Source organism: Trichlorobacter sp. (assembly GCF_030247655.1).
In the GTDB taxonomy this organism is placed as follows: domain Bacteria; phylum Desulfobacterota; class Desulfuromonadia; order Geobacterales; family Pseudopelobacteraceae; genus Trichlorobacter.
This window is the reverse complement of record NZ_JAOTRZ010000071.1, coordinates 1-13,128: the sequence shown is the minus strand read 5'-3', so window position 1 is coordinate 13,128 and position 13,128 is coordinate 1. Positions and strand designations below refer to the sequence as shown.

The following is a 13,128-nucleotide window of genomic DNA, read 5'->3' as shown; positions in this document are numbered from 1 at the left end:
ACCAGCCAGCGGCACCGCAACCTCCTGGTACATAAAGGTATCGGCCTTTTCCATCTTTTGGATATTGATAACACTGACGGCACCTAATAAACCGGCAAAAGCGGCAACCACCAAAAACGCAATTACCAGTTTGGTTCTAATCCCCAGATTTTCAAATGCAGCTGGCATACAACCTCCCCTTGCCTGTCACTTCTTCTCTATCTTATCCCAAGTCGGTTTTTCGTTAGGATTCTGCAGGCGGAACAGCAGATAGGCCGCTGCCTTTTTCAGTTTTTCTGTTGTCTTGACCTCTGTCATAAAGCGTTCCAATGCCGCAGTCATACATGTACGGGAGTAATCCGCAACCACCTCCTGCTCAATAATGGTTCGCAAGGAAGTCAACACCTGTTTATGCTGGTCTGCTTCATCCAGCTTACAGGGATCCAGCAAAAAGACCAGCAACCAGGCCATTGCACGCTCTTCAGTACCGGTTGCAGCACCCGCAAACTGCAGCAGTGCCGTTGCCAGGCTGGCCTGCTCAGCCTGATTCAGCGAACTTTTTTCCAGATAATCCCGCAGGAAACGCAGCGCGACTAAATGATATCGCTCCCCGGAGACATTGAAAAGCAACAGGTTAGCAGCCTGAGGCTTTAGTTCATCGTGCTGATAGCTTTTCAGAAAACTGTTCAGAATACGGGCAATTTTATCAGTCGCCAGCTCTGAAAGCCCACCACCGGTAAGCTTACTTCTAACCGTTGACAACAACTCCTGTTTCACGGGATGGCCGCTGTACACCACTGCCATGATGCCGTCTTTTACCTCATCATCAGCAGCATACTCCCATAACTCCTCAACCTGTTTCAGGATACTGGAGCGGAAGCGCTTGACCTTGTCCATCTTGGTAATTTCTTCCGGCTCCCAGCTCTCCGGCCAGGTATCAATATGGTTGTCTACCTCATCCTCATTCCAGGTTTTATCCAACAGGAAGGTAAAGTAGGTCAGAATTTTGAGCTGATAAACCTTGCCTCCCTCTTGCAACGGGCGCAAGAGATCCTCAAGGTAGCTGGCAGTCAGACCACAGGTACCGCTGCAGAGGAAACGGTAGACGCTTTCACCCTTCTCAACCTGCTTCTCAATATATTTTGCCTTGAGGTGGGCGCCCAATGAAGTGGTGGAAACCTTCTTGAAGAATACCGACAGCAGGTTGGTGGCATGGTGTTTAACCGGCATCTCAATCTCGTCAGAGAGCACAATATCCAGACAGGCGTTAAAGATCTTGACCTGTTCCGGCTCATCCTCGGAGGCATCGATGTACTGTTCAAGGATATCGATAATCTCAACAATATGGGAGCGATTGCGACTGGAAAGCAGGCTGGTCAGGGTAATCCGCAGAGAGTCTGCATCAACAATACCGAACAGAAAGCGAACCGCAGCATTACGCCGGGCCGGACCTTTGTGCTCAGCAGAACGCAGTACCTGCAGAATACTGGCAGCAGGATCAGCCACCCAGCCAGGGATCAAGGCCTCCAGCAGCAGTTCCGCCTTGCGGCGGATATGGGCATCCAGATCGTTCACAAAATAACGGGCGATCTCGATCTTAAATTCCCGACCGGCATTGGACTCAACAATCAGTGAAAAGGCAGCCGCCTTATCTTTGGCCGAAAGCTTGGCCATATCTTTCTTGGCCCTGGCACTGTCATTGATCTTGATATAAAAACCGATGATGTCTTTAACACCTACTTCTGCTTCAATATCCTTCATGGCACCCTCTCGCTGGGTAATGACATCGTGTATTTTCTAATCAGCTCAATTCTTATTTTTCATGGCAATGATCGCTTCTCTGGCCAAACAATCGCAACGTTCGTTTTCTGCATGTCCGGCATGACCGCGCACCCACTGCCAGACCACCTGATGAGGCTTAACCGCCTCAACCAACGCCTCCCAGAGATCTTTATTAAGCACCGGTTCTTTCTTGCTGTTTTTCCAGCCGTTACGCTGCCAGCCGGCTAGCCACTCGGTCATCCCCTTTACCAGATATTGGGAATCAGTAGTTATGGTTACCCGACAGGGTCGGCTCAACTGTCGAAGTCCCTCAAGGGCTCCGGTCAGTTCCATCCGGTTATTGGTGGTCTCTGCAGCAGCACCGGACAGCTCTTTTTCATTGCCACGGCAGCGCAGAATGGTGCCGTAGCCTCCGGGACCGGGGTTACCACTGCAGGCGCCGTCACAGAAAATCTCAACATCCGTCAGGGCCTTACTTTTCAACACGTCCGACATAGGCCCCTTCCTGCTTTAACAGTTCTGCAATCCCCTCCATCACCCGTTCAACAATCAGCTGGTGGGTCTCCTTGCAGTCCTCAAGCGCAAACAGGTCATCAAAGGTGATCTGTGGCCCAAAGACAATTGCCCCCTTGGCCCCCAGACTTGGAAAACGCCAGTGGTTCAGTCCTATCAGGGCTGTAGGTACAACCGTTGGTCGGGTATCAAAGATCAATTTGCCAACACCACGGTTACCCTGCCCCAATCGGCCGTCTTTGTTACGTGTTCCCTCAGGGAAGAGCATCACCTTCTGATCAGTCAACAGATCGTTCAGAACCTTGCCGGCCTTGACATCCCTGCCCCGCCGCACCGGAAAGGCTCCCCATGAGGAGTAAATAAACCGCTGAAACGGCTTACGAAACAGTTCCTCTTTGGCCGGTGCCCAGAGCATCTGGAGCGGATGTCTGCGTAAGGCGGCCCAGGGAAGAAAAATCGTTTCATAGGCCGAGATATGGTTGGAGGTCAGCAGCACACCACCTGCATCAGGAATATGCTGTTCTCCCTTGATTTTCATACGATTCAACAGCGAGGCGTAGATGCCAACCACATTAATCGAAAAGGTCACCCAAAAGCGCTGTAGAAATGAAGCCTTTGCCACGTTCTTCCTTTACTGCCAAATGTAAGTTTTAGTCGTATTCACCCTATACCACGCAATGGGCTGTTCAGCAATAACTCAGGGGCAGATCGGACATAAACGGTGCCGATTGCACTTAAAGGACAGATAGCGTATACTTAACCCCTTTCATCAAGTAACTATGCCCACATATCAGGCAGGACACCCGACACCTATGGATCAATCAGAACAGAAATACCTGATCGGACGCCAACCGATCCTGAACCGTGATGAGCAGATCTGCGCCTATGAGCTGCTTTTTCGCTCAGCACAATCCCTGACTGAGGCCAATGTCAGCGACGCCTCCCAGGCCACTGCCAGCGTCATCCTGAACACCCTGGCCGGCTTTGGGGTCAAACAGATCCTGGGCAAGCACCTGGGATTCATCAACCTTGAGCTGGATATCCTGATGAGTGACTCCCTGGAACTGCTGCCCAAAGAGATGGTGGTTCTGGAGTTATTGGAAACCCTTGAGGTGACCCCGGCATTGATCGAGCGCTGCCGTGAGCTAAAGGAGGCCGGTTTCGTGCTGGCCCTGGATGATCATGACTATGACCCGATCTACGAAGAGCTGTACCAGATTATTGATATCGTCAAGGTGGACCTGATGGCCACCCCGGTGGACACTCTGGGGGCAACCATTGAATGCTATCGCCACTATCAGTTCAAGCTGTTGGCCGAAAAAGTGGAGTCCAAGGAAGAGTTCCTCAAATGCCTTGATCTGGGCTTTGATTACTTTCAGGGCTACTATTTTGCCAAGCCAGCGGTGATTGAAAAGAAAAAAATTGATGAAGGTGGCGCTGCGCTTTTAAAGCTGATGCGACAGCTAATGGATGATGCCGAGATGGAGGAGGTTGAAAAGACCTTCCGCAGCAGTCCGGGTCTGACCTACAAACTGCTCCTGCTGGTTAACTCTGTTTCCTTTGTGGGACTGCAGAAAATCCAGACCGTGCGTCATGCCATCAGCATGCTGGGCAGGGCACAGATCAAGCGTTGGGTACAACTGGCCCTGTTTGCTACTGATGACAGCCATGCCATGGAAAATCCGCTGGTGGATATGGCTGCTGTACGCGGCGGCTTCATGGAACAGATGGCAACAGCCTGTCCACGCCTGCGGGGCAACCGTGAGGCAGCAGACCAGGCCTTTATGACCGGTATCCTGTCGTTGCTTGAATCTCTGTATGATATCCCCATGGAACAGATAGCAGATGAGCTGAACCTGTCAGAAGAAGTTCAGCAGGCACTGGTGAGCCGGGAAGGCACCTACGGCAGCCTGCTTGCCCTGGCCGAGGCGCTGGAACAGGTTGACTTTGTCAAGGCATCAGAACTATTGGGTGCCCTGTCTATCCCTTACAATACCGTTATGGATGCCCAGATGAAGGCCTACAACTGGCAGGCAGGCATGAGTTAATGGCCACCAGCCCGACCTTCGCCGTTAGCCCCCAGAAACAACAGGCACTACTGGCCCGCATGATAGAGTTGAATATTCGGGAAGAAGATATTGAAGAACGCTTTGTCCGTTCCTCAGGCAAAGGTGGGCAGCATCTTAACAAGACCTCCAGTGCAGCCCAGGTTCGCCACCTTCCCACCGGCATTGAAGCCCGTTGCGGACGCGAGCGCAGCCAATCCCTGAATCGCTTTCTTGCGCGAAGGGAGCTGTTGGAAAAAATCGCCCGAAGTCGCGGTCTACCTGGCAGTGACGATGAAAAGGTCGCCAAGCTACGCAAACAGAAAAACCGCAGGAATCGCCGTTCAACCAGCAAACTACAGAATACCGACACCCCATGATATCTCACACAACACTTTGTCGTCTTGAATTCAACAAGGTCCTGCAGGTGGTTGCAGGCCATGCCCGCAGCGATGCCAGCACTGCCGCCATCATGGCCATTGCTCCATTGCAGTCTGCCGCTGCCATCACCCTTACCTGGCAACGGATCGAAGAGATCCGCACCCTGCTGCGGCAACGGATCAGCCTGCGGATCAGCCGTTTTAGTGATATCCGTCCCCTGCTGGAACAGGTACGCCCGGAGGGAGCGATCCTCTCCCCCTTTGGCCTGCTGGAGTTCATACCGGTGTTAAGCTCACTGGCAGAGCTAAACAAACAGCTTGCGCCACGGGATGACATCCCTGCCCTGCGCCTTTTAGAGCCGTTTCCTGTAGCCTTCAGCGACATCCTTGAACCACTCTCTGCTACGCTTGACGATGAAGGCACCATTCTGGATTCTGCCTCCCGGGAACTGGCCGAGATCCGCAAGACCAAGCGGACCCTGGCTGCACGGGTGCGCCGCAAACTGGAAGAGTTTGTCCGCAAACATGAAACCGCCATCTTCCTGCAGGATGACTTTATCACTATCCGTTCCGGCCGCTGGGTGATTCCGGTGCGGATGGACTCCAAAGGGATGGTGCCGGGGGTGGTGCATGATGTCTCCTCCTCCGGTGAAACCGCCTTTATGGAGCCGCTGGAGATCATCCCCTTTGTCAATGAGCTGGAGAATCTGTCTGCTGAAGAAAAGGCTGAAGAGATTCGCATCCTGCGTCAACTCTCTGCCTGGATCAGGGAGGATGCCGATCGGATCGCCGCCTGCTTTACAACCCTGGTAGAGCTGGACCGTCTGGACTGCATCGCCCGCTTTAGCGAGCAGTTCAGCATGGCGGCCCCTGAACTAAATCAGAACGGCTCCCTGCGTTTACTCTCAGCACGGCATCCGCTGCTGATGGTGATGCGGGCTGAACAGCAGGATGCCACACCGATCGTCCCCTTGGATCTGGAACTTTCCAGTGCCCAGGTGTTAGTTATCAGCGGCCCCAACGCCGGTGGCAAAACCATCGCCCTAAAAACCGTCGGCCTGATCACCGCCATGGCCCTCTCAGGCATGCCGGTGCCGGCCTCACCATCCTCATCCATACCGCTGCTGGATGCCCTGTTGGTGGATATAGGCGATGAACAGTCCATTGAACAGAGCCTCTCCACCTTCTCGGCCCATGTGGCTGCCATCAGTAGAATCCTGGAGCAGGTCGGTTCCCGCAGTCTGGTGTTGCTGGATGAGCTGGGAACCGGCACTGAACCACTGCAGGGGGCGGCAATTGGCTGCGCTGTCCTGCAGGAACTGCAACAGCGGGGCGCTGTGGTGCTGGCCACCACCCACCTGACCGAGATTGTCGGCTTTGTCCAGCAGACAACCGGGATGCAGAACGCAGGCATGGAGTTTGACAGTGCCACCTGGACCCCGCTTTACCATCTGGTGATGGGTGAGCCGGGACAATCACATGCACTGGAAACCGCCCGGCGTTACGGACTGCCTGAATCCGTATTGCAGACCGCCAGAGCCCTGCTGGGGGACGCTGGCACCGCCTTTTCAAATATCATTGAGGAGCTACGCCAGAAACGGAATACGCTGGCAGATGAGCTTGCCAGCCAGCAGCAGGAACGGCAACGGCTTGATAATCTTGCCATGGTACTACACCAGCAGGAGGCTGATCTTGTCCGCCTGCGGCAGGAAACCATTGAAAAGGCCCGTCAGGATGCACGGGATACCATCACCGCTGCCCGGCGTGAAATGAATCAGCTGCTGGAACAGTTTAAGCAGGACCGCCGCAAGGAAACAGAAAGCAAGTTCCGCCAGAAGGCAGAAGAGCTGGAAGCAAGCTTTGCCCCAACAGGACAACAGGCTCCTGCGGTAGAAAATCTACAGACGGGCAGCATCGTACAGGTTCGATCTCTTGGGCGCGAAGCCACGGTCATCAGCGTTGACCAGACGCGCAGCAAAGTGCGGGTCAGGGCCGGCAGCATCGAGATAGAGGTTCCGCTGCACGGCCTGATTACCGGCAGCAGCACAGCAGGTTCCAAACCGCGTAAGAACGCACCTGAGATCAAGATGAAACTCCAGCCTGAAGAGGCTGCCAATGAGCTAAACCTGATTGGCAAACGGGTGGAAGAGGCGTTGATAGAGCTGGAAGGCTTCATTGACCAGGCAGTTCTGGCCGGACAACGGGAGATCAGAGTCATCCATGGCATCGGCACCGGCACCCTGCAGCGGGCGGTACGTGAGTTTCTGGGCAGGCATCCACAAGTAAACTCCTTCCGTAGCGGAGAACCGCACGAAGGACGGGACGGCGCCACTATCGTGTTACTTGGATAAGCTGATTCTCATCGTTTTACCGCAGAGGACGCAGAGGATCACAGGGTAGTAACAGAAGAATTGTAAACAGAGAACCAAAGTTATAGATCGTTATGACTTTCTTGATTTTGCTCTGTGTTCCTCTGTGCCCTCTGTGGTGAATGATTTTCAAGGATTGTATCTAATGGATGATTTTATTATCGAAATCACTGAAGAAGAGGTCAAGCGTGAACGGGATAAATCCCGCGAACTGCGCCGCAGCCGCTGGTGGAAAAACCGCGTGGCTCTGGGGATCTGTCACTGGTGCGGCAACCGCTTTGCACCGGATGAGCTGACCATGGACCATATCGTGCCGGTCACCCGTGGCGGCAAAGCCAGCCGCAACAATGTGGTACCGGCCTGCAAGGAATGCAACAGCCGCAAGAAATACCTGCTGCCAATGGAATGGGAAGAGTACCTGACCAAGGCCCGGCAACCGGAAGAGGACAAGGCATGACAACACGCTACAAGGCAGTAATCTATGATTGCGACGGAGTGATTCTGGATTCAATTGAGTCCAACTACATCTTCTACAACCGGATCATGGCCGGTCTGGGCAGGCCCGAGATCAACCGGCTCTGCACAGAATCAGAACGGGTGCTGCACACCTTTTCCTACCTGGATGTGATTGAGCATTTCTTTGGCAAAGATCCCCAGAAGGAAGAGGCCATCACCATCGGCAAGACCATCCGCTACAAGGAGCTGATGCCGTACATGCGGCGTGAAGAGGGGTTGGTGGAGACCTTGACCGCCCTGAAGGGCGAGGTTGAACTGGCGATCTGCACCAACCGGGCCGCCTCCATGGAAATGATCATTGAAGACTTTGGTCTGGAAGGATTCTTTGGCTGCGTGATGACGGCTGGTAAAGTAAAAAACCCAAAACCGCATCCAGAGCCATTGTTAAAGGTACTGGAACATTACGGGTTGAAACCACAAGAGGCTCTTTTTGTAGGGGACAGTGCCGTGGATATGCAGGCTGCCGCTGCTGCCGGGGTACCGTTCATCGCCTACAAATCAGACCTGCCTGCCTTGGCGGTAATTGAACGGCATGAAGAGCTACTAAAGCATATATTTTGAAACAGCAAGGGCACCGTTTCCGGTGCCCTTGTTAGTTAACAGCATTCTTAAGCAAGCCCCGGCTCAGAACCTCTCTGTCGCTTTACATAGGCTGTGTACCAGTTAGTAAAGAACATCGCTCCAAGCATAAAGGAATATTGCGCCACTTCAAATACCCAGTGTGGTACTGCCAGATGCTGCATCTTCAACCATGCGTTCAGCACACCAATAATGAACACCACTCCCCAGGCACTGGTAATGACATAGTTAGTCTTCAGGAAAATCGGCGAATCCCAGAGTGACGGATCGGTATGTTCCTTGGCATAGTCAAGGGTAAACGGCTGTTTCAGCAACACCGTAAGCCAGGCTCCCAAAGCCAGCGTTCCATTGGCCAGAATCCCCATATGCCTGACTGTCCACATATTGTTCAGCCAGACAACTGAAATCAATGCATAGATAAAAAACAGCACGCCTGCCCAGAGAATAACCCCTCTGTGTAACTTGGTTACACCCATTACAATAACCAGTATGGCAGCCACAATAATACCCAGCTTCAACCTGAACATGGTCGGGCCGGATATAATCAGAAAGGCTATCCATGGTGCAAAGCTAAGTATCATTTTAAAAATAGACATGGCATCTCCGGTCTGGTTAATTACACAATACCGTACCATACAATCTACAATCTGCAATCAAAGTCCACGTGCCGCCTGTTAGTCCTTCTTGACCGCTATCCCCAGCTCACTGATCTTTTTCCTCAGCGTATTGCGGTTGATCCCCAGAATATCAGCTGCCCGGACCTGATTGCCACGGGTCTTTTCGAGTACAAAACGAATTAAGGGGCGTTCAACCTGTTCCAATACCCGGTCGTAGATATCACCTTTATCCAGCTTTTCAATCCCGTTCATGGAGCTACGCAGTTTGCCTTCAACCAGCGATTCCAATGACTGCTCCTGGGGTACGGCATGGATAGTTTCCTGACGATTGGTCAGGCCGGAAAAATCAACCATGGTCAAAAGCGGATCACTGGAGAGAATGACGCCACGCTTGATGGTGTTTTCCAGTTCCCGCACGTTACCGGGCCAAGTGTAGCTGCACAGCAGCTCCATCGCTTCAGGGGCGCACTGTTTGGTTGGTATCTCAAGCTCGGCACAGGCCCGCTCCAGAAAGTACTCCACCAGCGACGGGATATCCTCACTACGTTCACGTAGCGGTGCCAGATTGATCGGCACCACATTCAGGCGGTAGTAGAGATCTTCACGGAACTCGCGGTTGCGCACCCGCTCCTGCAGTTCCTGGTTAGTGGCAGCCACCACCCGCACATCAACACTCAGGTTCTGTGAACCGCCGATGCGGGTTATCTCCTGCTCCTGCAACACCCGCAAGATCTTGGCCTGCAGGTCCAGCGGCATATCGCCAATCTCATCCAGAAAGATGGTGCCGTGGTTGGCCTGTTCAAACTTACCGGTCTTGCGTTCGGTAGCACCGGTAAAGGCGCCCCGCTCGCTGCCGAACAGTTCACTTTCCAGCAGATCCTTGGGGATGGCGGCACAGTTTATCGCCACAAACGGCTTGCCCAGGCGGGTAGAGTTAAAATGGATCGCCCGGGCGATCAGTTCCTTGCCGGTACCGGATTCTCCCTGAATCAGCACCGTGATATCACTGCCAGCCACCTTGCCGATGGTCTTGTAGACCTCCCGCATGGCGGTCGAGTTGCCGATGATATTTTTTTCTACCTGATAGCGGTCCTTCAGTTCCTGCTTCAACAGCGTGACCTGGTTACTGACATCCCGCGCCCGGCTGACCTTCTCGATGATTGCATCAATCACCTCAAGATCAAACGGCTTGGTGATGTAATCGTAGGCACCGCGCTTCATCGCCTCAACCGCATTTTTCATGCTGGCCTCGGCGGTCATTACCACCACCAGCAGGTCAGGCCGCAGTTCCCGGGCCTTGTCCAGAAACTCAAGACCGGACATGCCGGGCATCTTGATATCTACAATTACCAGATCATAGGACTGTTCCCGTACCTGGCGCAGGGCCTGATTACCATCAGCAGCCAGATCAACCGAGTACCCCTTTTTGCGTAACGCCTTGGAAAGCACCCAACGCATGCTCTCTTCGTCATCAGCCACCAGTATTCGATGTAGTCCCATAGGGTTTATCCTTTCGCGGGTGACTGAATCAGTGGCAGTAACACACTGATCTTGGTCCCCTGTCCCGGTTTCGAGTCTATCTTCAACATGCCGCGATGTTCAGCCACAATCTTCTGACAGATGGCCAATCCCAGCCCGGTACCGTTATCTTTGGTACTGAAAAACGGTGTCCCCACCTTGGCCAGGTTTTCTTCAGATATACCGGGGCCGGTGTCTGCCACTTCCACTGCCACCATGCGTGAACGGTTTTCATTTCGGGCCAGGTGATATTCAGCCAGTACCCGGCTGGATACCGTAACCCGCCCACCACCGGGCATCGCCTCAATGGCGTTACGGATCAGATTTAAAAAGACCTGGGTCAGTTGAGCCTCGTCAGCCATAATCGGGGGGATACTGGGATCAAAGCCGGTGGAGATAATGACATCGCGCTCCCCGGCAGCCTCGCGCTGCAGCAGAATGATATCACCCAAAACCATATGCAGGTTAACCGGGGTATAGCGTGGTCCCCGCGGTGACGCCAGATCCAGCAGTTGACGGATAATCCGGTCAATCCGCTCTGCCTCTTTTATCATCACCCGGGGATATTCCAGCAGGTCGCTGTCCTCATCAAGCTCCCGCTCCAGCAGTTGGGCAGCCCCTTTGATCCCCCCCAGCGGGTTTTTAACCTCATGGGCCAGTCCAGCAGCCAGGGTACCCAGGGTAGCAAGGCGATCAGCCTGCCTGACCGCTGCCTCAAGTTCGCGGATTGAGGTCAGATCACGCAAGGTCAGGATAACACCGATTGTCTCGCCATTTGATCGCATAAGAGGAAAGGTGGTGGCATTGGCCGGAATAGCCCGCCCGGAAGAGTTAAGCACCACATTATCCTGATCCGATAACGAGATACCGCTTGTGGAGGTTCGCTCAACCATATCAACCAGGATCGGTTCAGCCTTAAATGATTCAGCAAAACGCGAGCGAACAACCTGACGACGGGAGCGACCGGTCATCTCTTCGGCAGCAGGGTTCATTAACGTCACCAGCCCTTCACCGTTGATGACAATTACCCCGTCCCCCACACTGTCCAACACCGTAAGGGCATATCCACTCAGGTCAGCATGCACCGTATTGTTACACTCCCGTTTCTCTGATCTGGCTGATTATCGCCAGCATTTCATCTGTATTATGGGCCATATTGACAGTCCTGCGTAGGGCCGCTGCCCCCGGTACACCATGGATATACCACCCCAGATGCTTCTTCATCTCCCGCACCGCAACTGATGCACCGGCATAGTCAATGTACAGGGCAAGGTGCTGCTCTGCCATCGTCATCCGATCAACACAGGACACCGGCGTCACCGGCCTTCCCTCCAGCAGCTCACAGGTCTGGCTAAAAATCCAGGGATTCCCCAATGCGCCCCGGGCCACCATCACGCCGTCACAGCCGGTCTCAGCCAACATCCTCTGGCAATCCTGCGGGGTAAACAGATCACCACTGCCGATCACCGGTATCTTTACCAACTGTTTCAACTGGGCAATATGCTGCCAGTTGGCTTGTCCGTCAAACATCTGTGCCCGGCTGCGGGGGTGCAGGGTAATGGCGTCACAGCCCTCTGCCTCGGCAATCCGCCCCACCTCTTGCCAGGTATCATCACCACACTGCCAGCCACTACGGATCTTGATCGTTAAAGGCAGTGTTGTTGCCTTACGCACCGCTCTGATAATTTCTGCTATCCGCGCCGGATTCTGCAGCAAGGCAGACCCGGCACCGGTACCAACCACCTTCCGTACCGGACAGCCCATATTGATATCAAGAAGATCGGCGCTATCCCCAATCATACCTGCTGCTTGAGCAAGCAGCCCGGGATCATTTCCAAACAGCTGCGCCCCCAAAGGGCGATCTTCCGGTGAGCTTTCAAGTAAAGACCGCGTTTTTTCACCTTCACGAACCATGCCGTTGACACTGACCATTTCAGTAAAGGCCAGACTGGCTCCCTGCTGCCTGCAGATAAGCCTGAAAACATGATTGGTAATGCCTGCCAACGGGGCAAGCAGCAGATTATGACGTAGCGTTAAACCGGCAATCTGAAGAGGACGAAGCAGTGACACCACAGCACTCCTGACTATTTTTTATACATAGATGATTATTTTTTATGCACATTTGTACATTGCAGTTACAAGACAAACAACTCATTTTTTTGTTGCCATACAGCAATGAATAACGCTTTAATGGGTCAGAAGCTACCCGAAAACATACCAAGGAGAACACCTCATGTTCGGAATAGGCATGCCAGAACTGATTGTTATCATGGTCATAGCGTTGATCGTAATCGGCCCCAACAAGCTGCCTGATCTGGCTAAATCACTGGGCAAAGGACTAGCCGAGTTCAAAAAGGCTTCTGAAGACTTCCAGCGTAATGTCCAGGAAGAAGCACGCAAAGAAGAGGTTGATCAACTTATCAAAAACAAACAGGCGGCAGAACCTGAGCACGCTGCAGCTGAATCTGATAAAGAAACGGTCAAGACAGAGGAAAGCAAGAAGTCTGCCTGATTTTTGGTCAACACCAATTATGATGCAGAAAGGGCCGGGATTTTACCCGGCCCTTTCTGCGTTTATGCCTGCACCAGCTCAGATTCAATCAACAAAGAATCTTGGAGGGATGAATCGTTCCTTGTTGCGCAACGCCAACGACTTGTAACGTCTGGCCAGCTCTTTGCCGCGCTCGGTGTTCATGTACTGTGGATCGGGCTGAACATGCACGCGCCACAGATCCAGGCGATCGGCATCCCAGCAGGTGCCAATGGTGGGCTCGTCAGAAATATAGCCATCAGCATGGTATCTACAGGCTTCAAAAAGCAGGTCAAAGCG

The 13,128-nt window shown here is 53.2% G+C and carries 15 protein-coding genes; 6 read left to right on the top strand and 9 right to left on the bottom strand.

What is annotated here, in order from left to right; genetic code table 11:
- The 4 genes from OEL57_RS17055 to OEL57_RS08290 form a co-directional block, all read right to left on the bottom strand.
- A partial coding sequence (locus tag OEL57_RS17055) for an MCP four helix bundle domain-containing protein (RefSeq protein ID WP_414718508.1) occupies positions 1–168 on the bottom strand: 168 nt, incomplete at its 3' end.
- An 18-nt stretch (positions 169–186) separates the two neighbouring features.
- Positions 187–1,740 (bottom strand): hypothetical protein, encoded by a 1,554-nt coding sequence (locus OEL57_RS08300; RefSeq protein ID WP_300739533.1) that lies wholly within the window; start codon positions 1,738–1,740, stop codon positions 187–189.
- Between the two features lie 45 nt (positions 1,741–1,785).
- Complete coding sequence (rnhA, locus tag OEL57_RS08295) at positions 1,786–2,256, bottom strand: ribonuclease HI (RefSeq protein WP_300739531.1); 471 nt, start codon at positions 2,254–2,256, stop codon at positions 1,786–1,788.
- Positions 2,234–2,896 (bottom strand): lysophospholipid acyltransferase family protein, encoded by a 663-nt coding sequence (locus OEL57_RS08290; protein WP_300739529.1) that lies wholly within the window; start codon positions 2,894–2,896, stop codon positions 2,234–2,236. The genes rnhA and OEL57_RS08290 overlap by 23 nt, the downstream gene beginning before the upstream one ends.
- A 190-nt stretch (positions 2,897–3,086) precedes the next feature.
- On the opposite strand from OEL57_RS08290, the gene OEL57_RS08285 reads away from it, so the two are divergent.
- From OEL57_RS08285 to OEL57_RS08265, 5 genes are all read left to right on the top strand, one after another.
- A complete protein-coding gene (locus tag OEL57_RS08285; RefSeq protein ID WP_300739527.1) occupies positions 3,087–4,322 on the top strand; it encodes an EAL and HDOD domain-containing protein in 1,236 nt (411 codons plus the stop codon).
- Positions 4,322–4,699: a peptide chain release factor family protein gene (locus OEL57_RS08280; protein WP_300739525.1), complete on the top strand. Its 378-nt coding sequence runs from the start codon at positions 4,322–4,324 to the stop codon at positions 4,697–4,699. Before OEL57_RS08285 ends, OEL57_RS08280 begins: the two co-directional genes overlap by 1 nt.
- The gene (locus OEL57_RS08275) at positions 4,696–7,050 is read left to right on the top strand and encodes an endonuclease MutS2 (protein WP_300739523.1); all 2,355 of its coding nucleotides are present in this window, start codon (positions 4,696–4,698) and stop codon (positions 7,048–7,050) included. Before OEL57_RS08280 ends, OEL57_RS08275 begins: the two co-directional genes overlap by 4 nt.
- A gap of 163 nt (positions 7,051–7,213) precedes the next feature.
- Entirely contained in the window at positions 7,214–7,525 is a 312-nt protein-coding gene (locus tag OEL57_RS08270; RefSeq protein ID WP_300739521.1) for an HNH endonuclease, read from the top strand.
- On the top strand, positions 7,522–8,145 hold the full coding sequence (locus OEL57_RS08265) for an HAD family hydrolase (RefSeq protein WP_300739519.1): 624 nt from the start codon (positions 7,522–7,524) through the stop codon (positions 8,143–8,145). Before OEL57_RS08270 ends, OEL57_RS08265 begins: the two co-directional genes overlap by 4 nt.
- Positions 8,146–8,192: 47 nt before the next feature.
- Here the strand turns inward: OEL57_RS08265 and OEL57_RS08260 are convergent, their stop codons facing one another.
- The 4 genes from OEL57_RS08260 to dusB form a co-directional block, all read right to left on the bottom strand.
- Entirely contained in the window at positions 8,193–8,759 is a 567-nt protein-coding gene (locus OEL57_RS08260) for a hypothetical protein (RefSeq protein ID WP_300739517.1), read from the bottom strand.
- Between the two features lie 78 nt (positions 8,760–8,837).
- Positions 8,838–10,280, bottom strand: a complete 1,443-nt coding sequence (locus OEL57_RS08255; RefSeq protein WP_300739515.1) for a sigma-54-dependent transcriptional regulator — start codon at positions 10,278–10,280, stop codon at positions 8,838–8,840.
- Positions 10,281–10,285: 5 nt separating this feature from the next.
- On the bottom strand, positions 10,286–11,383 hold the full coding sequence (locus tag OEL57_RS08250) for a two-component system sensor histidine kinase NtrB (RefSeq protein WP_300739513.1): 1,098 nt from the start codon (positions 11,381–11,383) through the stop codon (positions 10,286–10,288).
- Positions 11,384–11,390: 7 nt separating this feature from the next.
- Positions 11,391–12,362: a tRNA dihydrouridine synthase DusB gene (gene dusB, locus OEL57_RS08245; RefSeq protein ID WP_300739534.1), complete on the bottom strand. Its 972-nt coding sequence runs from the start codon at positions 12,360–12,362 to the stop codon at positions 11,391–11,393.
- A 169-nt stretch (positions 12,363–12,531) separates the two neighbouring features.
- On the opposite strand from dusB, the gene OEL57_RS08240 reads away from it, so the two are divergent.
- The gene (locus OEL57_RS08240; RefSeq protein WP_300739511.1) at positions 12,532–12,810 is read left to right on the top strand and encodes a TatA/E family twin arginine-targeting protein translocase; all 279 of its coding nucleotides are present in this window, start codon (positions 12,532–12,534) and stop codon (positions 12,808–12,810) included.
- Between the two features lie 84 nt (positions 12,811–12,894).
- On the opposite strand, the gene OEL57_RS08235 is transcribed toward OEL57_RS08240, so the two are convergent.
- Positions 12,895–13,128, bottom strand: a 234-nt coding sequence (locus OEL57_RS08235) for a hypothetical protein (protein WP_300739509.1), incomplete at its 5' end; no start/stop codon positions are given.